The sequence below is a fragment of the Qipengyuania sp. genome (assembly GCF_043423005.1).
Classification (GTDB): domain Bacteria; phylum Pseudomonadota; class Alphaproteobacteria; order Sphingomonadales; family Sphingomonadaceae; genus Qipengyuania.
On record NZ_JBHWMI010000067.1, the window covers coordinates 1 to 22,743 of the forward strand.

Consider the following 22,743-nt stretch of genomic DNA (forward strand, 5'->3'; position numbering starts at 1 on the left):
ATCTTCGGCCGGGGCGGTTTCACCCCCACAGGCGGCGAGGGTCAGCGAGGCGGCGATGGTCGTGGTGCAAGCAAGATCGTGCGCATTGATCGGTAATCCTTGTTGCGATTGATTCGCGAAAGCAACTGCACAGGGTTGGCCTTCCCCGTCAACCCTTGCGAGATCGTGCCTCATGCCCCCGCGCGCCTCGATACCAAGCAATGGTGCGGCATTTGCATCTTGCGGCATCGGGGCAAACGGTGGACGCTGCTGCAATGACCATGCTCGACACGCCCGAAGCCCTCGCCTTTCGGCAGGAGGTGCGCGAATTCCTCGCAACCTCGCTGCCCGACGACCTGCGCCGCGCCGCGCGCCGGGCGACCTCGGTCTTCCAGGACCCGTCTGTGTCGCTCGCCTGGCAGAAGGTTCTCCACGCTCGGGGCTGGGCCGCGCCGGACTGGCCGGCAGAGCATGGCGGCCCGGGCTGGGACGATGTGCAGCGCTACATCTATGCCGAGGAAAGCGCGCGGGCGAACGCGCCCACGCTGGCGCCGATGGGGTTGAAGATGGTCGCCCCGGTGATCATGCATTACGGCACGCCGGCGCAGAAAGCCGAGCTTCTGCCGCGGATCCTTTCGGGCGAGGATTACTGGTGCCAGGGCTATTCCGAACCCGGCGCCGGGTCCGACCTTGCCTCGCTGAAGCTGCGGGCAGTGCGGAATGGGGACGACTATGTCCTCAACGGGTCCAAGATCTGGACCACGCATGCGCATTTCGCCAACAAGATGTTCTGCCTTGTGCGGACCAGCACCGACGGGCGGCCGCAGAGCGGGATCACCTTCCTGCTGCTCGACATGGATACGCCGGGGATCACGGTCACACCGATTCACACGCTGGCCGGGGATCACGAGTTCAACCAGGTGTTCTTCGATGATGTGCGCGTCCCTGTCGCCGGCCGGCTGGGGGACGAGAACGCCGGGTGGACGGTGGCCAAGCACCTGCTCACGTTCGAGCGCGGCGGGCGCTACGCCCCGGCCCTTGCCGCCCACCTCGCCGCCATCCGCGAAGGCGCCGAGGCAACCGGCTGGATCGAGCAGGACAGCAATCGCGAACGGTTGGCCGCGGCGGCGATCGGAATCGAATCCTTGCGGGCGATCGAGCTTGCCGGGCTGGCCGGGCGCGGGCCGGGCGCCGCGGTGCGCCCTTCCATGCTCAAGGTTCTGGGGACCGAGATCGGCCAGCAGCTCGACACGCTGGCGCTCGACATCGCCGCCGGCTGGGAAGGGGCGTTCGAGGATGCGCCCGATGCCCTGGCGGTGGCGATGCCGCGCTATCTCAACAACCGGGCCAGCATGATCTACGCCGGATCGAACGAGATCCAGCGCGACCTGATTGCCCGGGTGGTGGTGGATCAGGCCGCGGCGTAGCGCGACAGATGGGCCGCGGCAGTGCCGTCGCCCTGCATCAGTGCGCGAAGGCGGCGGAAATAGCCGCCCAGCCTCAGTTCCGCGGTAAGGCCCATTGCGCCGTGCAGTTGCACCGCCCCTTCGCCTACCTCCTGCGCCGCGCGTCCGGCCATGACCCGGGCCGCGCTGACCAGGCGGGGGCGTTCCGCTTCGCCCGCATCGATGGCAAGGTCGACCAGCGCCTCGGCCTGTTCCAGCCGCATCGCCATGTCGGCCATGCGGTGGCGCAGCACCTGGAAACCGGCGATCGGCTTTCCGAACTGCTGGCGTTGGTGGAGAAAGGCGGCGGTATCGGCCATCATCGTACGGCACAGCCCGATCATTTCGGCTGAATGCAGCAAGGCGAGGTCGTCCCGCGCGCGCTCCTGCACCTCGGTATCGTTGGCCTGGCGCAGGACGCCGGCGTCATCCACGGCGCGCGGTCCGTCCTCGCCCCGCGCGCCGTGCGCCGTCGCCACCCAGTGTTCCGCCCACGGCAGGCCGGCATTGGCCCGGCCGAAGCCCGCGGCGACGACGGCGGCATCGCGCAGATCGGTGCCGAGGCCGCCTTCACCCTCCGGAATGCCCAGCGCATCGAGCCCGAGCGGCACGACGACCTCATCCCAACCCCGGCTGTCTCCAGCCAGCGACTGATCGATCGCCTGCGCCAGCATGTCCTGTTCGTCGGTGCGTGCGAAAGCCATCTCAGTTCACCCGCCGGTCGTGCCCGGCCCAGAACGGTTCGCGCAATTCGCGCCGCAGGATCTTGCCCGAAGGGTTGCGCGGCAGGGCGGGAATGAAATCCACCGACTTGGGGCATTTGAACCCCGCGATCCGCGTGCGCGCATGGGCGATAAGTTCGTCCGGAGTAGCAACGGCGCCGGGCTTCAGCACCACCATCGCCTTCACCGCCTCGCCCCATTTGGCATCGGGCACACCGATCACCGCGGCTTCCAGCACTGCGGGATGCCCGTGGAGCGCGCTCTCGACCTCGGCGGGATAGACGTTCTCCGCCCCGGTGATGATCATGTCCTTGATGCGGTCCTGGATGAAGAGATAGCCGTCCTCGTCGATGAGGCCGGCATCCCCGGTGCGGATCCAGCCGGGCTCGTACATGGTCGCCGCGGTTTCCTCGGGCTTCTTCCAGTAACCGGCCATGTTGTTGGGGCTGCTGATGGCGATCTCGCCGATGGTGCCCGGGGGCAGCGGCTTGCCCTCCTCGTCGATGATGCGCAGTTCCACCCCGGGCAGCGCCTTGCCCGCGGCGGACATCTTGGCCTCGCGCCCCGGCAGGTGATCTTCCGGCGGCAAAGCCACCACCGTGCCCCAGGTCTCGGTCATCCCGTAGGCTTGCACGAAGCCGCAGCCCATCTTGTCGACCGCCTGCTGCAACAAGGGCAGCGGGATCGGGCTGGCGCCGTAGGACAGGGTCTCGATCGAGCTGAAATCGGCCTCGGCTGCGCGCGGGTGCTGCAACAGCATGGCAATGGCGGCGGGAACCAGGAAGATGCGCTTGACCCGGTGGCGTTCGACCGCCTCGATCACCGCGCCGGGATCGAATTCGGCGTGAACGATCATTTCCTGCCCGCCATTGGTCGCCAGAAGGGCGAAGCCGACCCCGCCGATATGGCCATAGGGCATCGCGACGACCGTCGTGTCGCCAGGTTCGGTCAGCAGCCAGTCGACCCCGGCGCGGATCTGGTTGGCGCGCTGACGGATGCCGTTGGCATGGGTCAGCATGACGCCCTTGGGCTTGCCCGTTGTGCCGGAGGTATAGAGCTGGAGCAGCACGTCCTGCTCGTTGATGGCGACGGCGGGGGGTTCCGGTGCCCCGCGTTGAAGCATCGCGTCATATTCGGCCTCGACATCGATCACGGTCACGCCGCGCCTGGCCGCCGAAGCGCCGATCGGCGCAAAGGCCGGCTCGACGAACAGCACCCGGGCCGAACTGTCGGCAAGGATGTATTCGATCTCGGTCGGCGCGAGGCGCCAGATGATCGGCACGAACACCACCCCGGCGCGTGATGCCCCGAGGGTCAGCGCGATCGCCCGGTCGCTGTTCTTGCCGACATAGGCGACCCGGTCCCCCTTGGTGAGGCCCATCGCGATCAGCGCATTGGCGATGCGGTTGGCCTGCTCGTCGAACTCGCGCCAGGTGGTTACCCGGTCACCAAAGCGAAGCGCGACCGCATCCGGCCGCTCTGCCGCGTGGCAGCGCAGCGCCTCGCCGAAGGTGGTGGGCAGGCCGGCAACATCCACTTCCCTACTCAAGCGCGTCTCCCTCGCGAATTGGCTGGCGCATCGTGGCACCCCGCCCGCTCCGGCGCCAGCCTTTGTTGCGCGGGGTGCAGGGTGCGGCCGGACCGGCTCTTCGGCGTCGATCCGGCCGCGTTCGCGTCAGAACCGGAAGGCCGCGGTGGCCCCGTAGGTGCGCGTCTGGCCGGGGAAGCGCACGACGATGTTGGCGTTGCTGGCAACCGCGTTCCAGTAATACTTGTCGAACAGGTTGCGGCCCCACACGCTGAGCGACCAGCTGTCGTCCGCCGCCTTGATGCCGAGGCCGGCGTTGACCAGCGTGTAGGGATCGATGTCGTAGAGGGGATTGTCCTCGAAGATCGTCGTCTGCCGGGACTGGTAGCGCACGTTGGCATTGGCGGTCAGGTTGATCCGCGGGGTGATCGGCTGATCCAGCAGCGCGGTTCCCGATACGGTCCATTCGGGGCTGTAGATAAACTGCGAACCCGCGAAATCCTGCGGCTGGCCCGCCGCATTGGTGCCGATGTATTCGTCGACCCGGGTCTTCAGCCACAGGGCATTCCCGATCAGCGTCAGTGCCGGGGTCGGCCGCACCGTCACCTCGCCTTCCACGCCATAGGCCTTGGATTCGGGCACATTGTCGAGCCGGGCCAGCGCAGTGTAGATCGGATCGGCGAAATAGGTGCTGATCTGCTTGTCCTTGTAGTCGTAGTAGAAGCCGGCCAGATTGACCTGCACCCGGCGGTCGAGCAGGCCGAGCTTGGCGCCCAGTTCATAGGCCGTCAGCTCTTCCTGCCGCACCGGCTGGTTCTGGCGCGCGGTGCTGGCCGCGTTGACGGGCGAGGTGCCCGACTTGTAGCCGCGCGAGACCGAGGCATAGAGCAGCGTCGTCGGGGCGGGCGTGAAATGGAGCGCGGCGCGCCATGAGACATTGTCCTCCTTCAGCACCGTCTGAACGATCCCGAAGCTGCCGGTCTCGGGGTTGAACGTGTTGCAATCGCCCACCCCGATCGGGTCGGCGAGGATGCCGTAGATCTGCAGATAGAGCGCGCGGTTGGCGAGATTGACGTTGGGCAACATGCTGCCGTTGAAATCCCGCGAGCAGCCTTCGAACTCCTGCCGGTCCTTGGTGTAGCGGATGCCGAGCGTCAGCTTGAGAGCGTCGGTGAAGGCATAGTCGCCGTGGGCGAAGAGGCTTGCCGTCTTGTTGTCGAATTCGCCGATGTCGCGATAGGTGCGGAACGCGGTCGCCGCATCGGCCGCGGTGTAGCCGAAGGTGTTGAGCGGGCTGCCGAGCAGCTGGAACGTAAGCGCCCGCAGCAGGCCGACATTGGCATTCTCGCCCAGAAGGGTGCGATTGGTGTCGGTGATCTTGTCGCGCGCGAGATAGCCCCCGACGAGCCAGTTGTAGCCCGGCCCGTCACCCTCCACCCGGATTTCCTGCGCCAGGCTGCTGATGCGGCCCTCGGCGTTCTGGATCAGCACTTCGTTGGGCAGGCCCGACCAGTCGAAGATCGCGTCGCGGACGAACTTGTTGTAGCAGGTGAGCGAGACGATGCGGGCATTCTCGCCCAGATCGAGCTGGACCCGGCCCTTGAGCCCAAGGAACCAGTTGTCTTCCTTCAATGGCCCGTCGATCCCGGCTCCGCGCCCGATATCGGCAGACCGGCGTTCGTAGGGAGCCCAGTCCGTTTGGCTGCCGTCGGTCGGGAAGTTGTCGCGGATGTAATCCGCCGCGCCGGGTGCGTTGAAGAACCGTGCGGCCCCGGTGCCGTCGGGCGCGGTGCCGGGGGTGAAGCCGATCGCCTGCCCCACCACCGTGTCGGACTTGTTGACCCAGTAGGTCGCCGAAAGATCGACCTCGAGCGGGCCCGGCTGAAGCGCCAGCGAACCGCGCAGGCCATAGCGCTTGACCTTGCCCTGCCGCTCGTCGCGGCTGTTGCTGATCTGCCAGCCCTTGTTGCTCAGATCGACGCGGTAGCCGACCCGCGCCTGCACCCCGTTGGCGATCGGCCCGGTGACATAGCCGCCGACATTGGTGGTCTGGTAATTGCCGATATCGAACGACATCGCACCCGAGGCGACCTCGCTCGGCTTGCCGGTGACGAAATTGATCAGCCCCGCGGTGGTGTTGCGCCCGTAAAGGGTGCCCTGCGGCCCCTTGAGCACCTCGACCCGTTCGATATCGATCAGCGGGCCGGTGTTCATGATCGGATAGGCGTAGGCAACCTCGTCGGTATAGGTACCGACGGTGGACGTGGCAGACAGGTTGATCGTGTTGAAGCCGATCCCGCGCAGCGTATAGGTCGGCACCCCCTGATAGCTTTGCGCGACGGTGAAGCTGGGCACCACAGCCGCCAGATCCTTGACCGAAATGACCCGCAGTTCAGCAAGGGTTTCGGCCGGCAGCGCCTGGATCGAAATGCCGACGCGGTTGATCGATTCCTCGCGCCGCTGGGCGGTGACGATGATCTCGCTGTCGAACGTCGTCGGGCTTTCTTCCTGCGACGCGGGTTCGGGAGCGGTGGCGGGAACGTCCTGCGCCAGCGCCGCCTGCGCCGGCAATGTGGCAGCAGCGACCCCCACCAACAGAACGCTGCGCGTGCCCTGGTACATCCTTCCATCATCGCTCTCCTAGTTCCCCGCTTCGTGGCGGGTTTTATTGTCGCGTCGTTCTATCCGGTTCCGGCTGACAAGGCCCCTTCCCGGTTTCTGTCCTGCACCAACTGCCGTTGCCGGCGCGGCGAGCGCCAGGCGAAATTGCCCGGCAGGCCCTGCCGGATGGCCGACTGCCACGGGGGCGATCCGCGCACCGGCACACGATCGGCCAGCGTGCCCGCCGCGCGCAGCATCAATCGGTCGCGGATCGTCAGATCGAATTCGGAGCCGAGCTCCAGCCGGCTGCGCACCCTTGGCGGCAGCAGCGAGACCGCAGCCCGTCCGAGCGCCCGGTGCAGGGGCCGCGGCACCGCCGGGGCGGCCTTGCCGGACATGATGATGGCGAGAAACTCGCGATTGATCGGATGAGGTTCGAACCGGGGATAGAGCGCGTCCAGCATGGCATGGAAATCGGCGTCGCTGGTCAGCGGGTGCTGCACGCCATAAAGCCGTGCGATCGGCTCGTGATCGCGGTAGTAAATCGCGCGCTCGCCAGGGCTGAGCGGGGCGACGAACCGGTGATACGCCTCCACGAAGCCATAGCCCGCGGTCGCCGCCACCCAGTCGAGCAGATCGGGATCGAGGGCGCGGTAGGCTACGCCGTTCGGGGTCTCGCCGGCGACGCGCGCGTGCATCCGGTTGACCCCGCCGATGATCCGCCGCGCAGTCGATGCAGGGCCGAAGACCCCGGCCAGTGCCGCCGTCCCGGTACGCTTCGAACGACCGATCGGATCGGCCTTGTAGGTGGAATGATCCCACACCCCGCTGCGGATGCGGGGGTCGGCGAATTCGAGGAGGACGGCCGCAACGCCGCCGATGCCCAGAGCTATGGGGTTCTTGAACACCCGCCACTGGGGGGAGCCGGGCGGGACGAGCGATGCTTCCCCTGCCGGTCGCAGGTAGTCCACACGATAGGGATCGGGTGTCGCATTCATCGGGTCGCCAATGTATAACGCCTGTTAGATATTGGTATCGAACGAATGTCCGGGGGACAAGCGAAATGATGCGGGCGGCGCGCGGTGGATGAGGGAGCGACCATGCGGCAGGCCGGCCGCCGGTCGTACCGGCCGGGGGAGGAGACGCGCAGCCGCCTGCTCGAGGCCGGGCTGGTGCTGTTCGGCCGTCAGGGGTTCGATGGCACCTCGGTCCGGCAACTGGCGGTGCGGGCCGGGGTGGCGGTGCCTGCCATCGCCTATCACTACACCGACAAGGCGGGCTTGTATCATGCCTGCGCGCTGCACGTGATCCGGCGGTACCGCGAACGCATGGCGCCGCTGCTGGGCGAACTGGGCGATCCTGCTGAAATCCGCGACCGCGAAGCTGCGCGCGATGCGTTGCACCGGATCGTCCTTGCCCTGTCCGACATGCTGGTTCCCCGCGGCAGCGAGCCGGGTTGGACGCGGTTCATGATGCGCGAAATGCAGATCGGCGGTCCAGCCTACGACCTGATGCTGGAACGGCTGTGGCTGCCCGGGCTTGCCCTTACCGCGGCGCTGGTGGGCCGGGCCCGCGGCCGCGCCAGCCCCACCCTGGGCGACCGGATCGCGGCCCTGCACCTCTTGTCCGGCCTCAACTGGCAGGGGGCGGCAAGAAGGGTGTCCGAAGCCTTCCTTGGCCGCCGGCTCGACCGGATCCCGCGCCCCGTGGTGGTTGCCGAATTTGCCGCGCTGACGGCGAATATCGGCTCGGAATGACGGCCCGGCCCGGCTATCGATGATGGTGTCGCGCGGCCGGGTCCGGTTGCCGCCGCCCGAAGAGCTGTCCGAAAGAAAGGAACCCTCCGCCTGTGAACTGGCCCGTAACCGGCCTCGAAGACGATATGCGCCCGCGCATGTTCGCGCTTGCCGGCGATGCCCGGCCCTTCGCCCTTGCCACCATCGTCGCCGCCGATGGCGGCCCGCGGCCGGTGGGCGCGCAGATGGTGATCGGCGAAGAGGGCCAGTGGGGCTTTCTCTCGGGCGGCTGCATCGAGGATGACGTCGCCCTTCATGGCCGTTCGGTCATCGCCGGGGGCGAGCCGCGCCACCTCGTCTATGGCCGGGGCAGTCCGTTCATCGACATGCGCCTGCCCTGCGGCGGACGGATCGAGGTGCTGGTCGAACGGGTCCTGCCAGGCGACCCCGCGCTGGCCGAGCTGGAGCGGCTGGCCACCGAACGCACTCCCGCCTTGTGGCGCAGCGACGGCATTCTTCGCAGCTGCCGCCCGGCGGTGACGGGGGCGGGGGCGGGGGAAGATCCGGCCGACATCGCAGGCAGCCATGCCCGCCTGTTCCTGCCGCCCCAGCGCCTGATCGTGATCGGCAGCGACCCCTTCGCGCTCGCGATCGCCGCGCTGGGTCGGCAGATGGGATGGGAGGTGCTGCTGGCGGCGCCCGGCGGCCCCGCGGCCCCGGCCCCGTTCGACCTCGATTGCGACCGCCGCCCCCTGCCGACCGTGATCGAGCAGGCCGGTCTCGATCGCTGGACCGCACTCGCCTTGGCGACGCACGACGTCGAGCTCGATCATGGCGTCCTTGCTGCCGCGCTGCGGTCCGAGGCGCATTATGTCGGCGCACTGGGCTCGCGCACGCGCCTTGCCGACCGGCTCGATCTGCTGCGCGAGGCCGGGGTGCCGGAGGACCGGATCGCCCGCTTGCGCGCGCCCATCGGGCTCGACCTCGGGGCGCGCTCGCCGTGGGAGATCGGCATCGCCGTGATTGCCGAGATCATCGCCGATGCGGCGGCGAACCGGATGCCGGGCGGCTGAGCCGGTGCGGGCGGCGGGCATCGTGCTGGCGGCGGGAGCCGGGCGGCGGTTCGGGGGTCGCAAGATGCTGGCCGAGTGGAACGGCGAGCCCCTGATCCGCGCCTCGGTCCGCAATGCCCTGGCCGCCCCGATCGCCGAATTGCTGGTTGTCGCCGGGAGCGATGCAGATGCCATCGGCGAAGCGCTCGCCCCGCTGTCCGATCCGCGCCTGCGGCTGGTCGTCCATCCCCGCTGGGCGGCGGGCATCGGCTCGACCCTCGCCGCGGGCATCGCCGGCTTGCCCCGGGACACGGATTGCGCGGTAATATTCCTCGGCGACATGCCGCGCGTGCCGCAGCACCTCGCCGGCGATCTTGTCGCCGCCATCGCGCGCGGGGCGCCAAGCGCGCTTGTCAGCATGGCCGGCGCCCCCGGGCACCCGGTTGCCGCACATGCGACGCTGTTCGGTACGCTTGGCCGGATGACCGGCGACAGCGGCGCCCGCGCGATCCTGGCCGCGCAGCCCGGCTGCGTCACCATTCCCACCCACGATCCCGGTGCAGTCTATGACGTTGATCGGCCGGAACCCCCGCCGGAGCTGCGGATTGGGTAAGCTAACAGCAAGGACGTCACGTGAAAGCGCAGGTCAACGGTACTGAACGGCAATACGATGGCGATCCCCGCCGCACCCTGCTCGACTGGCTGCGCTTCGATCTCGATCTGCAAGGGCCGAAGAAGGGTTGCGATCATGGCCAGTGCGGAGCCTGCACCGTCATCGTCAACGGCCGGCGGATCAACAGCTGCCTCAGCCTGGCGATGGTGCACGACGGCGACGAGATCCGCACGATCGAGGATATCGGACAGTCCGAGGATCTTGCCCCGCTCCAGCGCGCCTTCGTCAGCCATGACGGTTTCCAGTGCGGCTATTGCACCCCGGGCCAGATCTGTTCGGCGACTGCTCTGCTCGAGGAACTGAAAGCCGGCTTGCCCAGCCATGTGACCGACGATCTCGAGGCCGTCCCGGTGCCGAGCGAAGAGGAGTTGCGCGAACGGATGAGCGGCAATCTGTGCCGCTGCGGCGCCTATCCCAACATCATCGCCGCAATCCGTGACGTGATGGGCGAACAGGCATGAGGGAGTTCGCATTCACCGCACCGCGCGACCCCGCCGCCGCGCGGCACGCGCTCGGCCGGGGCGAACGGGCGCTGGCCGGCGGGACCAACCTCGTTGACCTGATGAAGCTCGAGATCGAGACGCCCGAGCGGGTGGCCTTCATCGGCGGCATCGGGCTCGACCGGATTGAGGCCGACGGCGAGGGCCTGCGCATCGGGGCGCTGGTCGCCAATTCCGACTGCGCCGCCGATGAACGCGTGCGGCGGGACTGGCCGCTGCTCGCCCGCGCCATCCTGGCCGGCGCCAGCCCGCAATTGCGCAACAAGGCGACCACCGGTGGCAATCTGTGCCAGCGGACCCGCTGCAATTATTTCTACGACCGCTCGCAGCGCTGCAACAAGCGCGAACCGGGCACCGGGTGCGACGCCATCGGCGGTGTCAACCGAATGCATGCCGTGATCGGGACCAGCGAGCGGTGCATCGCAACCTATCCGGGCGACATGGCCGTGGCGCTCTATGCGCTCGATGCGACAGTCGAGATCGACGGCCCAGAAGGAAGCCGGACCGTGCCGGTGCGGCAGTTTCATCGCCTGCCGGGCGACACGCCCGAACGGGACAACAATCTGGCGCAAGGGGAACTGATCACCGGGGTCACCCTGCCCGCCCCGCTCGGCGGAACCCAGGTCTATCACAAGGTCCGCGACCGGGCGTCCTATGCCTTCGCGCTGGTGTCGGTCGCGGCGGCGGTGAGGATGGAGGGGGGCAGGATCGCCCATGCCGCGGTCGCGTTGGGCAGCTTCGGGACGATCCCGTGGCACGAACCGGCACTCGACGCGCTGCTGACCGGCGAGACCCCGTCGCGGGCGCTGTTCGAAAAGGCGGCGGACCTGCTGGTCAAGGACGCTCGCGGCTTCGGCGACAATGATTTCAAGATACCCCTGGCGCGCCGCACGCTGATCGCGGCACTGAGCCAGGCGACAAGGATCTGACCGTGTTCGATCTCTACAACAAGCCCGACGACCGCAATGTTCTCGACCGGACCGAACAGGGCATCATCGGGCAACCGCTCGACCGGCCCGAAGGCAAGCTGAAGGTTGCAGGCGCGGCGACCTATGCCGCCGAATACCCGATCGACGGTTGCGCCGAAGGGTTCTTCGTCCTCTCTGCCATCCCGCAAGGCAAGGTCCGCAGCATCGATGCCGCCTCGGTCGAAGGCCTGCCCGGCGTGCTCGGCGTCTTCACCGACGAACGGATGCTGCGCCGCCCGGCGCAAGGGCAGGCAGGCGCCGCACCGCAGCAGGACCCGGCCACCATCGAGTATTTCGCCCAGCCGATCGCGTTGGTCGTTGCGGAAACCTTCGAACAGGCCCGCGCCGCCGCCGAGGCCCTGAAGGTCGAATACGAACCGTCCGATCGTCCCATCCCCTACGACCCCGAAAGCGCCGCGGCCAAGGTCGAGGTGCCCAGTGACGACAAGCGGGTGGACGCCGGCGATCTCGATCAGGCGATGAAGGACGCCGCTTACAGCGTCGATGTGGTCTACCGCACCCCGGGGCATGCCAGTGCGGCGATGGAGCCGCATGCCTCGATCGCCACCTGGCACAATGGCCACCTCACTCTTTACGGGTCGTTCCAGATGCTGGCCGACAACGTCAGGGAACTGGCGGATTCGCTGAACATAGCGCCGCGCAAGGTCCGGATCGTGGCACCCTATGTCGGCGGCGGGTTCGGCTCCAAGCTGGGCATTTCGCACGATGCGGTGGGGGCGGCGATTGCCGCGCGCGAACTGGGGCGCCCGGTGCGGGTCAATATGACACGCCAGCAGGTTTTCCAGGGGATCGAGCGTCGTTCGGAGACCCGCCAACGGGTGCGTCTCGCCTGTGACGGCAATGGCCGCCTGATCGGCTTCGGGCACGAGGCGCTGGTATCGAACCTGCCGAACGAGGATCAGGCGGAACCCGTCACCCAGGCGAGCCATTTCCTCTATGCGGGCGAAAACCGCCGTATCAAGGTCGACGTTGCACGCATTTCGCGGCTCACCGCCGGATCGGTCCGCGCACCGGGCGAAGCGGTGGGCATGCAGGTGCTCGAGGCGGCGATGGACGAACTGGCCGAGCAGGCCGGCATCGAACCGATCGAGTTTCGCAAGCGCAACATCCCCGACACCGTCCCCGCCGACGGGACGCCCTATTCCTCGCGGATGCTGGCCACCGCGCTCGACCGCGGGGCCGAGGCCTTCGGATGGGACCAGCGCAAGCCCGAGCCATGCCAGACGCGCGATGGCGACTGGTGGATCGGCATGGGCGTCGCATCGGCGGCGCGGGTCAACATGATCGTCACCGCCGAGGCGCGGGTGACGCTGCGCGGCGACGGCAGCGTGCTGGTCGAAAGCGACCAGACCGACATCGGCACCGGCTCCTACGCCGTGCTGGGCCAGATCGCGGGCGAGATGCTGGGCCTGCCTATTGCTCAGGTCGAGGTGCGCCTTGGCGACAGCGAGCTTCCCCCCGGCGCCGGATCGGGCGGCAGCTTCGGTGCCAGCTCGACCGGATCGGCGGTTTTCCGCGCCTGCGAGACGATCCGCGAGAAGCTGGCCGGCATGCTCGATTGCTCGCCCGACGAGCTGCGCCTCAAGGACGGCATGGCGACCTGCGCCAACCGTCACGTCGCGCTGGCCGACTTGCTGGCGGGCGAGGAAATCGTCGCCAAGGGCCGGATCCGCCGCGGCAAGACCGCCCTCGATTACAACCAGGCAAGTTATGGCGCATTCTTCGCCGAAGTCGCGGTGCACGTCTGGACCGGCGAGGTTCGCGTCCGGCGGATGACTGGCGCCTTCGGGTTCGGCCGGGTGCTCAACGCCAAGACCGCGCGTTCGCAATGCCTTGGCGGGATGGTCTGGGGTATCGGCAGCGCGCTGACGGAAGAACTGTCGTTCGACCTGCGCACCGGCCGCCTCGCCAATCACGATCTGGCGGATTACCACGTGCCGGTGCAGGCCGATGTGCCCGCCCTCGAGGTGATCCTCCTCGACGAGGAGCGCGACCCTGCGGCAAGCCCGCTTCAGGCGAAGGGGGTCGGCGAACTCGGCATCTGCGGCGCGGCCGGCGCCATCGCCAATGCGGTCTACAATGCCTGCGGGGTGCGGGTGCGCGATTTCCCGCTGACGGTCGACAAGATCATCGGCGAACTGCCTGTCCCAGACTGAGGGCGCGCCCCTCCCCGCCCCGCCTCAGCCTGCCGGAGCAGCCTTCCGATCGAGGCCGAGGACCTGCTGGTAGCGCGGCGGGACAGCGATCAGCATGTTGTGAAACCGCACCGGCACCTCGTCGCCGTATACGATCCGGTCCTCGACCCCGAGGAAGGCTTCGCGCAGATCATAAAGCCCCTTGGCCAGCTTGCTGGTTTCCGGCCGCCCTTCGTACCAGCAAAAGCGGTAGCCGCGTTCGGTCAGCCAGGCGACCGAGGCGCTGCCCCCGCCGCGGAAATCGTCGCGATGCTGTTCCATGGCGATGATCGGCTGATGGCGCGCGATGGTCTGTTCGGCGCCCCGCAGCACTTTGGGCTCCATGCCTTCGACGTCGATCTTGATGAAGGCGACCCGTTCCTCGCCCAGATCGAACTGATCGAGCGTCTTGACCGCGATCAGGACGTCGCCCTCGGCCGGATCGTCGACGATTTCAGAGCGTCCGAAATTGTCGACATATTCGCGCATGTAGAACCCGCCGCTTTCCTCGCCGAGCGCAAGATCGTGGGGGACGATGTTGTCATGATAGCCAGCGTTGAACTGGAGCAGGCGAAAGTTCGACGGGTTGGGCTCGAACGAATGAACCCGCCCGAACAGGCCGGCGAAGAACACCGAATGATTGCCGATGTTCGCCCCGATATCGAGGCAGGTGGAAGTTTTCAGTTCGGCCGCGACCGGTTGCAGGAACCGGGCCAGCGCCTCGAGCTCCTCTTTCTCGTAGATGCCGAACAGGTTGATCTGGTGGCCGATGTAGTCGTTGGCATAAACGGCCATGCGCTTGCCGCGATAGCCATAGAGCTCGAGAGACTGCTTGCGCAGGAACACGAACATGCGCCGCTTGATCCAGCCCTTCAGGCCTTCACGCCTGCGGATCGATTGAAGGCTAACCGGCATTTCGTCTCCTGCGGAGGATCTGGGTCGGGCACCGCACGGCTGGCGTGGCGGCCTGAGTGGCGATGGGCAAGGCCGGTGCCCATAGCTTCATTGCCGGGCAAGGTGAAGGCGCTGTCGCCGCGCCGAAGATGACGACCGTTTTTAACCCGCCGCGGCCTTGCGCCTGCGTCCCTTTCCGGGACATAGGACGCCTATGCAACAAGGCGGAAGACGCGCACCTTGACCTACGCCGGGCTCCTGTGGCTGATGCTGGCGCTGCCCTTTGCCGGCAGCCTGGCGGCGGCATTCCTGCCTTCGCGCGCGCGCAATGCCGCGGCGCTGCTGGCGGGCGCGGTCGCGGTTGCGGGAACCGTGCTGGCGGCGGTGCTGTATTCGTCCGTCCCGACCGGGGCACTGGTGCGCTCGGAAGTGCAATGGCTGCCGCAGCTGGGACTCAATCTGCTGATCCGGCTGGACGGGCTGGCGTGGATGTTCGCCATCCTCATCCTCGGCATCGGTTCGCTGATCGTGCTCTACGCCCGCTATTACATGTCGGCCGCCGATCCGGTCCCGCGGTTCTTCTCGTTCCTGCTCGCCTTCATGGGGTCGATGCTGGGATTGGTGCTGTCGGGCAATCTCATCCAGCTGGTGTTCTTCTGGGAGCTGACCAGCCTGTTCTCGTTCCTGCTGATCGGGTACTGGCACCAGAACGCGGCTGCCCGGGTCGCGGCGCGCATGGCGCTCATCGTGACTGCGGCAGGCGGTCTGTGCCTGCTGGTCGGCGTGCTGCTGATCGGGCGGGTCGTCGGCAGCTACGATCTCGATCAGGTGCTCGCCTCTGCCGCACTGATCAAGGACAGCCGCCTCTACCTGCCGATCCTCGTCCTGGTCCTGTTCGGGGCGTTCACCAAGTCGGCGCAGTTCCCGTTCCACTTCTGGCTGCCCCATGCGATGGCCGCGCCCACCCCGGTGTCGGCCTATCTCCATTCGGCGACCATGGTGAAGGCGGGCGTGTTCATCCTCATCCGCATGTGGCCGGTCCTCGCCGGGACCGAGGCATGGTACTATCTCGTCTCCATCGCCGGGCTGACCACGCTGGTGCTGGGCGCATGGGCGGCGATGTTCCAGCAGGATATCAAGGGTCTGCTCGCCTATTCGACCATCAGCCACCTCGGCATCATCACCCTGCTGCTGGGGATGAGCAATCCGCTGGGCCTGGTCGCCGCGGTATTCCACACGATCAACCATGCGCTGTTCAAGGCCTCCCTGTTCATGGCGACGGGGATCATCGACCACGAGACCGGCACGCGGGATGTCAGGCGCCTGTCGGGCCTGCTGCGCTACATGCCGATCACCGGCAGCCTGGCGATGGTTGCCGCCGCGGCTATGGCGGGGGTGCCCTTGCTGAACGGCTTCCTGTCGAAGGAGATGTTCCTTGCCGGGGCGCTGCATTTCAACAACGATGGCCTGTTCGACCTCGTCATGCCCTATATCGCGACGGTGGGCCTCACCTTCAGCGTCCTTTATTCGCTGCGCTTCATCCACCAGACTTTCTTCGGCCCGCCCCCGCACGACATTCCCAAGGTGCCGCACGAGGTGGCGTTGTGGGTGAGGGCGCCGATCGGCATCCTGGTGGTTGCCTGCCTCGCCATCGGGATGCTGCCGGCGGCGACCATCGGCCCCTATCTGGCCGAGGCGGTATGGTCGGTGCTGGGGGCCGATACCCCGCAATACAGCCTGGCCGTGTGGCACGGGTTCAATCAGCCGCTCGTCCTGAGCGTGCTGGCGCTGGTGGCGGGCGCCGCCGGCTATTACCTGATGCGCGATCGCCTGAACGAAGTCGACGGGCCGCCGGTGATGCGCCGGTTCAAGGGCCGGCGGATGTTCGAAGGCGCGCTCGCCGCGCTGATCGACGGGGCCCAGCGGGTGAAGGCCCGGATCGGCACAAGGCGCCTGCAGGTCCAGCTGCGGGTGCTGGTCGCGGTGGCCGGCGTTGCCGCCCTGCTGCCGTTCCTTCGTTATGGCTATTCGCTGGGCGACCGGACGGCCACGCCGATCGAACCGGCGTTCGCCCTCACCTGGCTGGTGGGCGCAGCCTGCGCGGTGGGTGCGGCATGGCTGGCCAAGTACAACCGCCTTGCCGCCCTCATCCTGCTGGGCGGCGCGGGGCTGGCCAGCTGCATCAGTTTCGTCTGGCTTTCGGCCCCGGACCTTGCCCTGACCCAGCTGCTGGTCGAGACCGTGACCACCGTGCTCCTGCTCCTGAGCCTGCGCTGGCTGCCCAAACGGGTCCGCGAAATCCGGCCCGCCGGGCGCACGCCCTTCTCGGTCTTCCGGCGGCGGGGCGGCGATCTGCTGCTGGCGGTGGCGGCCGGCCTGGGCATGGCGATGCTTGCCTATGCCATGATGACCCGGCCCCTGCCGCCGACGATTTCGCGCTGGTTCATCGATCTGTCCTATTCCGAGGGCGGGGGCCGCAACGTCGTCAACGTGACGCTGGTCGATTTTCGCGCGTTCGATACGCTGGGCGAGATCACCGTGCTGGCGATCGTCGCGCTGACGGTCTTCTCGGTCCTGCGGCGGTTCCGGCCGGCGCGCGAAAGCGTGCTCGCCCCGCTTCAGCAGCAGAACCAGGATCGCTTCGACCTCATCCGCGAAGAACGGCGGGCGGGGGACACGCTGGCGGATACGCTGCTGGTGCCGCGGGTCGTCATGGAGTGGATGTATCCGGTGATCGTGGCGCTGGCGCTGTATCTCCTGCTGCGCGGCCACGACCTGCCCGGCGGCGGGTTTGCCGCCGGCATCGCCATGTCGACCGGGCTGGTCCTCCAGTACATGTCTGCCGGCACCCGCAGCGTGGAACTGCGGCTGCGCGTCCGCCCGCTCGCCTGGATCGGTGTTGGCCTGCTGCTGGCGCTGGCGACCGGGGCCGGGGCGTGGCTGTTCGGCCGCCCCTTCCTGACGACGGGCTTCCGGTATCTCGAGCTGCCGGTGATCGGCAAGGTGCCCGCATCGACCGCGCTGATCTTCGACATCGGCGTATTCCTGCTGGTCATCGGCGCGACCGCGCTGATCCTGATCGCCATCGCCCACCAGTCGCTGCGCACGCCCCGCCGGCCAATCGCCGGCCCGGCCACCCCGAAGCCCGACGCCGGGTCAGCGGCGGCGGAGGAAAGCTGATGGAACTCATTCTCGCCTTTGGAATCGGCATCCTGACCGCCTCGGGCGTGTGGCTGATATTGCGACCGCGCACCTTTCAGGTGATCATGGGCCTCTCGCTCATCTCCTATGCAGTGAACCTGTTCATCCTCGCCGCCGGGCGGCTGCGGGTTGACGCGCCCCCGATCGTCGATCCGGAGGTGCCGGCGGACCCTGCGCTTTACGCCGACCCACTGCCGCAGGCGCTGGTCCTGACCGCGATCGTCATCTCGTTCGCGATGACCGCGCTGTTGCTGGTGGTGCTGCTCGCCTCGCGCGGACTGACGGGGACCGATCATGTGGACGGCGAGGAGCCGGAATGACGGTCGCCCTTGCCGATCACCTGATCGTCCTGCCCATCCTGCTCCCGCTGCTGGCCGGCGCCGCGATGCTCCTGCTCGACGAACGCCGGCTGGCGGCAAAGCGCGCGATCAGTCTGGCCACGGTGGCTGGCGTGCTGGTGAACAACCTTGCACTGCTGCTGCACAATATCGCCGCCGGATTCGCCGGGGCGCCGGCGACCCGCGCCTATCTGGCGGGCGACTGGCCGGCGGCAATCGGCATCGTCATGGTGGCCGACTGGCTGTCGGTCATGATGCTGCTGCTGACCGCCGTGCTTGCCCTGTGCGCCCTGATCTATGCGACGGCGCGCTGGGACGGGGCGGGGCCGCGGTTCCACAGCCTGTTCATGTTCCAGCTGATGGGGATCAATGGTGCCTTCCTGACCGGCGACCTGTTCAACCTGTTCGTGTTCTTCGAGGTGCTGCTGGCAGCCTCGTTCGGGCTGATGCTGCACGGATCGGGCGTGCTTCGTGTCCGGGCGGGCCTTCACTATGTCGCCATCAGCATCGCCGGATCGCTGCTGTTCCTGATCGGCACCGCCCTGATCTACAGCGTGACGGGCACGCTCAACATGGCCGAACTCGCGCTGCAACTGCCCGCCACCACCGGCAGCGACCTGCCCCTGCTGCAAAGCGGCATCGCGGTGCTGGGCCTGGCGTTCCTGCTCAAGGCCGGGATGTGGCCACTGGGCTTCTGGCTGCCGGCGACCTATTCCGCCGCCGCCCCGCCGGTCGCCGCCCTGTTCGCGATCCTCAGCAAGGTCGGCGTCTATGCGATCCTGCGCATCTATCTGCTGCTGTTCGGCGGCAATCTGGGATGGAGCGCGAATTTCGGCGAGGAATGGCTTCTGTACGGCGGGCTGGCGACCATCGCGTTCGGCATCACCGGGGTGCTTGCCGCCCGCTCGCTCACCCGGGTGGCGGGCTATAATCTGATCGTGTCCTCCGGCACCCTGCTTGCCGCGATCGGGGCGGGCGGCGGTGTCGATCTCGGCAGCATCCTTTATTACCTCGTCTCGTCCACCCTCGGCCTTGCGGCGTTCTACCTGCTGATCGAGCTGGTCGAACGCCGGCGCACGCAGGCCGACGTGCATCCGGTAAGCGAGCCGGTGTTCGACGATGAATACACCGGCGGATTGCCACAGCAGGACGAAAGTGAGATCGGCGTGGCGATTCCCGCCACCATCGCGATCCTGGGCGGCGGGTTCATCTTCTGCGCGCTGATCCTCGCCGGGTTGCCGCCGCTGTCGGGGTTCATCGGCAAGTTCGCCATCATCGACGGGCTGCTGCGCCTCAGCGGGCCGGTGGCGGGGACCACCTGGGTGCTGGTGGCGCTGATCGTGGCATCGGGCATGGCGACCCTGATCGCGACCACCCGCGCGGGCATTGATTTGTTGTGGGAACCCTCGGACCAGCCGCAACCGGTGCTCCATCTGGTCGAAGCCGCGCCGGTCGGCATCCTGCTGACGATCTGCCTTGGGCTGATGGTCTTTGCGGGACCGGTCATGCGCTACATGGACCGGACGAGCCAGTCGCTGGGTGACCGGCAGGGCTATGTCGAGGCGGTCCTCGCCGCGCCAGCCGGACGCGGCGGTGCGTTGGGCGCGCAGACCCGCGGGGCCGCAGCGCAGCCCGGCGAACAGGCGCCGCCGCGATGAGGAGGCTGCTTCCCTACCCGTTCCTGGCAGCTGCGATCCTGATGATCTGGCTGCTGCTGACGCAGACCTTCTCTCCCGGCCAGTTCGTGCTGGGCGCGCTGGTGGCCGTCATTGCCGGGCAGGCGACTGCCGCGCTGCGCCTCGAGCGCATGCGCGTCCGCTCGCCGGGCGCGGCCATGCGGTTCGCTGGTCTGGCGGCGGCGGAAATCGTGCGCTCCAACGTGGCGGTCGCGCGGATGGTCTTGCGCCCGCACCGCCAGGCGGGGTGTTTCGTCCGGATACCGCTCGACCTCAAGGACCGCCACGGCCTGACCCTGCTCGCGCTGGTGGTTACCGCGATCCCGGGCACGATGTGGGTTCAGTACGACCGCATCGGCGGCGTACTGATGCTGCACATCTTCGACCTCAAGGACGAGGACGCCATCGTCGACCTGGTGCAGGTGCGCTATCAAGGACTGCTGATCGAGATGTTCGAACGATGAATCCTGTGGCCTTTGCCTTTACACTCACCGTCGCGCAGCTGCTCCTTGGCCTGGCGATGATGCTGGCGGCCTACCGGATGATCGCCGGACCGCGGGCGCAGGACCGGGTGCTGGGTCTCGACACCTTTTACGTCAATGCGATGCTGCTGCTGATCACCTACGGCATCCGCACCGGCCGGACCCTGTATTTCGAAACCGCGCTGGTGATCGCGCTGCTGGGGTTCGTCGGAATGGTGGCGCTGGCGAAGTTCCTGATGCGGGGCGACGTCATCGAATGACCGATGCGGCCGACATTTCGACCTGGACCGCGCTGGTCGTTGCGCTGCTGGTGCTGGGCGGCGCCCTGTTCGCCTTCCTCGGCTCGCTCGGACTGGTGCGCTTTCGCACCTTTTACGACCGTATCCATCCGCCCACCCTTGGAAGCAGTCTCGGCGTCGCGCTGATCGCGCTCGGCTCGATGGTGTACTTTTCGGCGCAGGGCAGCCGGATCTCGGTTCACGAGATCCTGCTGTTCCTGTTCGTCACCGTCACCACCCCGGTGACCTTCATGCTGCTTGCCCGCGCGGCGCTCTATCGCGACCGCGAGGAAGGCAGCCCTGACGTGCCGCCCCCGACCGAAGCTGCGGAAAGGCGTAAGGACGACGCTTAGAACGCGATCGAGGCGGATGCCCTGACCGTGCGCGGCGCGCCCTGCAGCAAGGCCGGGTTGAAAGCATCGAAGGCGCTGGCCCAATAGGCTTCGTCGGTGACGTTATCGACCGTCAGGCGCAAGGTCACCGGAACCTCGCCCGCCGACAGGACATAGCGCGCGCCCAGATCCAGCAGGGTCCAGCTGTCCAGCTCAAGGGTATTGCTCGCATTGGCCGGCTGCGCGCCGGTATGGGTCAGCCGCCCGGTCAGGGTCAGGCCGGGGACGAATGCCAGGTCCCACTCGACATTGGCATTGGCGGCGAATTCGGGAACGCCCGGCACGCTGGAGCCGCTCGCCAGCTCGGCATCGGTATACGCCAGCCCGCCGATGACCCGCAGGCCGCGCGACAATTCGCCGTTGATGGTGACCTCGACGCCCTGATTGCGCTGCTCGCCCAGATAGGCGAACCGGGTGCCGCCGGCTCCGTCGTCCTCGAAGCCTTCGCCCGGGCGTTCGATACGGTAGAGCGCGACGGTGGCGAAGATCGCCGGATCGAAATACAGCTTCGCGCCGATCTCGTACTGGGCCGACTTGCGCGGCGCCAACACCGCGCCGGGGTTGGACAGCTCGAAATCGAGCGGGGCGACCGGCCCTTCCTGCAGGGCTTCGATATAGTTGGCATACAGCGACAGGCCGTCGACCGGCTTGACCACCAGCCCCATGATCGGCGTCACAGCATCCTCGTCATAGCGGGTTTCGAGCGCGCCGGCGGCATAGCCGAAGCGCTTGATGTCGATGCTCTGGAACCGTGCGCCGGCGGTCAGCAGCACCCGATCATCGAACAGGCCGATGGTGTCGGATGCAAAGATGCTGCCCAGCTTGCGTTCGGTGATCGGGAACGGATCGTCGAGATTGCCGCCGGCAAAGGCACGGGGCGGCAGCGGCACCTGTACCGGATCGTAGAGGTTGGTCGCGAACGGCGAGAAGAAATCATAGGCGGTGCGATCCTGCTGCCAGATCAGGTTGCCGCCGATGTTGAACGCATGGCTGACCGCCCCGGTGCGCAGGTTCGCCCGCACCCCTGCCTCGATCGCCTCGTTGTCCTGCTCATAGGGGATAAAGGAATGAAACCCGCTGGTCGCCTCGCCGGTTGCCGCATCGGTCACCTGCAGGTCGCCGTAGATGCCTTCCTCGTCCCCGCGCCGCAGACCGCCCCGCGCATAGACAAGGACATCGGGCGTGATGTCGTATTCGAGGTTGAGGGTGCCGAAGATGTCGGTGAGTTCGGTATAGGTATAGTTTTGTGCGTAATTGGCGCTCGCATCGGGCACCTCGGGGATGGCATCGGCCAGCAGCGTCACCTTGGGGCGCAGCCGGTCGACGCGGATTTCCTGATACGCAAGGTCGAGCGCGATGCGCAGCTGCCCGCCGTCATAATCGATCGCCCCGCCCAGCACCCTGGCGCTGCGATCCTCGTCATCGATCGCCACCTCGCCGTCGCGGTAGGCGCCGTTGATGCGGATGCCCCATTGGCGCCCCTCGCCAAGACGTCGAGCAACGTCGAAACTGCCGCCGAAATGCCCATCGCCGACGAAGCCGAGCGTGGCGCGGGTCGCATCCTTGCCGGCCCGCTTGAGCAGCAGGTTGACGCTCCCGCCAAGGCCCGAGCCGCCCGGGGCCGCACCGTTGAGGAACGCGCTCGATCCGTTGAGGACCTGGACCTGCTCGAACAATTCGGGCGCCACCATCTGGCGCGGGGCGATGCCGTAGAGGCCGTTGACGCCCAGATCGTCGGCGAACAGCGGGAAGCCGCGGATCACGAACTGTTCGGCCGCATTGCCGAAACCATAGGTGGCGCGCACCGTGGGGTCGTTCTCCAGCACCTCGCCCACGGTCAGCGGCTGCTGGTTGTAGATCAGCGTTTCATCGAACGACCGGACGTTGAACGGCAGATCCTCCGCCGCCTGATCGCCCAGCGCACCGGCATCGCCGCCATTGACGACCTGTGTCGCATTGTCGCGCTGGGCGCGAACGATGATCGTCTCCTCCTCGTCCTGCGCCGTGGCCGGGGCGGCGGTGGCGACGGCAAGAGCGGACAGCGAAGCGGCGAACGGAATGGTCTTCATGGGTGTTCCAGGCG

General features: G+C 67.5%; 19 protein-coding genes. 13 read left to right on the top strand and 6 right to left on the bottom strand.

All coding sequences use genetic code 11. The annotated features are described in order from the left end of the window. Positions 1 to 254: 254 nt before the first annotated feature. Entirely contained in the window at positions 255 to 1,406 is a 1,152-nt protein-coding gene (locus ACHFFA_RS10330) for an acyl-CoA dehydrogenase family protein (RefSeq protein WP_394270763.1), read from the top strand. On the opposite strand, the gene ACHFFA_RS10335 is transcribed toward ACHFFA_RS10330, so the two are convergent. The 4 genes from ACHFFA_RS10335 to ACHFFA_RS10350 all read right to left on the bottom strand — a co-directional run bounded on the left by ACHFFA_RS10335 (position 1,391) and on the right by ACHFFA_RS10350 (position 7,273). Further along, positions 1,391 to 2,128 (bottom strand): acyl-CoA dehydrogenase family protein, encoded by a 738-nt coding sequence (locus ACHFFA_RS10335; protein WP_394270764.1) that lies wholly within the window; start codon positions 2,126 to 2,128, stop codon positions 1,391 to 1,393. The genes ACHFFA_RS10330 and ACHFFA_RS10335 overlap by 16 nt on opposite strands. Before the next feature lies 1 nt (position 2,129). Then, entirely contained in the window at positions 2,130 to 3,695 is a 1,566-nt protein-coding gene (locus ACHFFA_RS10340) for a fatty acid--CoA ligase (protein ID WP_394270765.1), read from the bottom strand. Positions 3,696 to 3,821: 126 nt separating this feature from the next. After that, entirely contained in the window at positions 3,822 to 6,296 is a 2,475-nt protein-coding gene (locus tag ACHFFA_RS10345; protein WP_394270766.1) for a TonB-dependent receptor, read from the bottom strand. A 59-nt stretch (positions 6,297 to 6,355) separates the two neighbouring features. Continuing rightward, positions 6,356 to 7,273, bottom strand: coding sequence for an oxygenase MpaB family protein (locus ACHFFA_RS10350; protein ID WP_394270767.1), 918 nt, complete (start codon positions 7,271 to 7,273; stop codon positions 6,356 to 6,358). A gap of 102 nt (positions 7,274 to 7,375) precedes the next feature. Between ACHFFA_RS10350 and ACHFFA_RS10355 the strand changes: the two genes are divergently transcribed. The 6 genes from ACHFFA_RS10355 (at position 7,376) to ACHFFA_RS10380 (ending at position 13,381) form a co-directional block, all read left to right on the top strand. After that, complete coding sequence (locus ACHFFA_RS10355; protein ID WP_394270768.1) at positions 7,376 to 8,032, top strand: TetR family transcriptional regulator; 657 nt, start codon at positions 7,376 to 7,378, stop codon at positions 8,030 to 8,032. Positions 8,033 to 8,124: 92 nt separating this feature from the next. After that, positions 8,125 to 9,084: an XdhC family protein gene (locus ACHFFA_RS10360; protein WP_394270769.1), complete on the top strand. Its 960-nt coding sequence runs from the start codon at positions 8,125 to 8,127 to the stop codon at positions 9,082 to 9,084. After that, positions 9,053 to 9,676, top strand: coding sequence for an NTP transferase domain-containing protein (locus ACHFFA_RS10365; RefSeq protein ID WP_394270770.1), 624 nt, complete (start codon positions 9,053 to 9,055; stop codon positions 9,674 to 9,676). Before ACHFFA_RS10360 ends, ACHFFA_RS10365 begins: the two co-directional genes overlap by 32 nt. Before the next feature lie 20 nt (positions 9,677 to 9,696). Further along, entirely contained in the window at positions 9,697 to 10,197 is a 501-nt protein-coding gene (locus ACHFFA_RS10370) for a 2Fe-2S iron-sulfur cluster-binding protein (RefSeq protein ID WP_394270771.1), read from the top strand. Continuing rightward, on the top strand, positions 10,194 to 11,165 hold the full coding sequence (locus ACHFFA_RS10375; protein WP_394270772.1) for an FAD binding domain-containing protein: 972 nt from the start codon (positions 10,194 to 10,196) through the stop codon (positions 11,163 to 11,165). Before ACHFFA_RS10370 ends, ACHFFA_RS10375 begins: the two co-directional genes overlap by 4 nt. After that, on the top strand, positions 11,162 to 13,381 hold the full coding sequence (locus ACHFFA_RS10380; protein ID WP_394270792.1) for a xanthine dehydrogenase family protein molybdopterin-binding subunit: 2,220 nt from the start codon (positions 11,162 to 11,164) through the stop codon (positions 13,379 to 13,381). The genes ACHFFA_RS10375 and ACHFFA_RS10380 overlap by 4 nt, the downstream gene beginning before the upstream one ends. A gap of 24 nt (positions 13,382 to 13,405) precedes the next feature. Here the strand turns inward: ACHFFA_RS10380 and ACHFFA_RS10385 are convergent, their stop codons facing one another. Next, complete coding sequence (locus ACHFFA_RS10385; protein WP_394270773.1) at positions 13,406 to 14,314, bottom strand: FkbM family methyltransferase; 909 nt, start codon at positions 14,312 to 14,314, stop codon at positions 13,406 to 13,408. A 219-nt stretch (positions 14,315 to 14,533) separates the two neighbouring features. On the opposite strand from ACHFFA_RS10385, the gene ACHFFA_RS10390 reads away from it, so the two are divergent. Genes ACHFFA_RS10390 through mnhG form a run of 6 tightly spaced genes read left to right on the top strand, consistent with a single transcriptional unit; the run spans position 14,534 to position 20,621 of the window. Beyond that, positions 14,534 to 17,473 carry a monovalent cation/H+ antiporter subunit A gene (locus tag ACHFFA_RS10390; RefSeq protein ID WP_394270774.1) on the top strand — a complete coding sequence of 980 codons (2,940 nt, stop codon included), beginning with the start codon at positions 14,534 to 14,536 and terminating at the stop codon, positions 17,471 to 17,473. Beyond that, positions 17,473 to 17,814: a Na+/H+ antiporter subunit C gene (locus tag ACHFFA_RS10395; RefSeq protein ID WP_394270775.1), complete on the top strand. Its 342-nt coding sequence runs from the start codon at positions 17,473 to 17,475 to the stop codon at positions 17,812 to 17,814. The genes ACHFFA_RS10390 and ACHFFA_RS10395 overlap by 1 nt, the downstream gene beginning before the upstream one ends. Then, on the top strand, positions 17,811 to 19,490 hold the full coding sequence (locus ACHFFA_RS10400) for a monovalent cation/H+ antiporter subunit D (RefSeq protein WP_394270776.1): 1,680 nt from the start codon (positions 17,811 to 17,813) through the stop codon (positions 19,488 to 19,490). Before ACHFFA_RS10395 ends, ACHFFA_RS10400 begins: the two co-directional genes overlap by 4 nt. Continuing rightward, positions 19,487 to 19,972, top strand: coding sequence for a Na+/H+ antiporter subunit E (locus tag ACHFFA_RS10405; RefSeq protein WP_394270777.1), 486 nt, complete (start codon positions 19,487 to 19,489; stop codon positions 19,970 to 19,972). The genes ACHFFA_RS10400 and ACHFFA_RS10405 overlap by 4 nt, the downstream gene beginning before the upstream one ends. Beyond that, a complete protein-coding gene (locus ACHFFA_RS10410; RefSeq protein WP_394270778.1) occupies positions 19,969 to 20,250 on the top strand; it encodes a K+/H+ antiporter subunit F in 282 nt (93 codons plus the stop codon). Before ACHFFA_RS10405 ends, ACHFFA_RS10410 begins: the two co-directional genes overlap by 4 nt. Beyond that, entirely contained in the window at positions 20,247 to 20,621 is a 375-nt protein-coding gene (gene mnhG / locus ACHFFA_RS10415) for a monovalent cation/H(+) antiporter subunit G (RefSeq protein ID WP_394270779.1), read from the top strand. The genes ACHFFA_RS10410 and mnhG overlap by 4 nt, the downstream gene beginning before the upstream one ends. On the opposite strand, the gene ACHFFA_RS10420 is transcribed toward mnhG, so the two are convergent. Then, entirely contained in the window at positions 20,618 to 22,729 is a 2,112-nt protein-coding gene (locus ACHFFA_RS10420; RefSeq protein ID WP_394270780.1) for a TonB-dependent receptor, read from the bottom strand. The two genes, mnhG and ACHFFA_RS10420, sit on opposite strands and share 4 nt — an antisense overlap. Positions 22,730 to 22,743: the final 14 nt, after the last annotated feature.

Coding starts and splice junctions, on each gene's coding strand:
- ACHFFA_RS10375 (WP_394270772.1), top strand. CDS start 10,194: ATGAGGGAGTTCGCATTCACCGCACCGCGCGACCCCGCCGCCGCGCGG.
- ACHFFA_RS10350 (WP_394270767.1), bottom strand. CDS start 7,273: ATGAATGCGACACCCGATCCCTATCGTGTGGACTACCTGCGACCGGCA.
- ACHFFA_RS10395 (WP_394270775.1), top strand. CDS start 17,473: ATGGAACTCATTCTCGCCTTTGGAATCGGCATCCTGACCGCCTCGGGC.
- ACHFFA_RS10385 (WP_394270773.1), bottom strand. CDS start 14,314: ATGCCGGTTAGCCTTCAATCGATCCGCAGGCGTGAAGGCCTGAAGGGC.
- ACHFFA_RS10330 (WP_394270763.1), top strand. CDS start 255: ATGACCATGCTCGACACGCCCGAAGCCCTCGCCTTTCGGCAGGAGGTG.
- ACHFFA_RS10405 (WP_394270777.1), top strand. CDS start 19,487: ATGAGGAGGCTGCTTCCCTACCCGTTCCTGGCAGCTGCGATCCTGATG.
- ACHFFA_RS10400 (WP_394270776.1), top strand. CDS start 17,811: ATGACGGTCGCCCTTGCCGATCACCTGATCGTCCTGCCCATCCTGCTC.
- ACHFFA_RS10335 (WP_394270764.1), bottom strand. CDS start 2,128: ATGGCTTTCGCACGCACCGACGAACAGGACATGCTGGCGCAGGCGATC.
- ACHFFA_RS10355 (WP_394270768.1), top strand. CDS start 7,376: ATGCGGCAGGCCGGCCGCCGGTCGTACCGGCCGGGGGAGGAGACGCGC.
- ACHFFA_RS10345 (WP_394270766.1), bottom strand. CDS start 6,296: ATGTACCAGGGCACGCGCAGCGTTCTGTTGGTGGGGGTCGCTGCTGCC.
- ACHFFA_RS10365 (WP_394270770.1), top strand. CDS start 9,053: ATGCGGCGGCGAACCGGATGCCGGGCGGCTGAGCCGGTGCGGGCGGCG.
- ACHFFA_RS10410 (WP_394270778.1), top strand. CDS start 19,969: ATGAATCCTGTGGCCTTTGCCTTTACACTCACCGTCGCGCAGCTGCTC.
- mnhG (WP_394270779.1), top strand. CDS start 20,247: ATGACCGATGCGGCCGACATTTCGACCTGGACCGCGCTGGTCGTTGCG.
- ACHFFA_RS10420 (WP_394270780.1), bottom strand. CDS start 22,729: ATGAAGACCATTCCGTTCGCCGCTTCGCTGTCCGCTCTTGCCGTCGCC.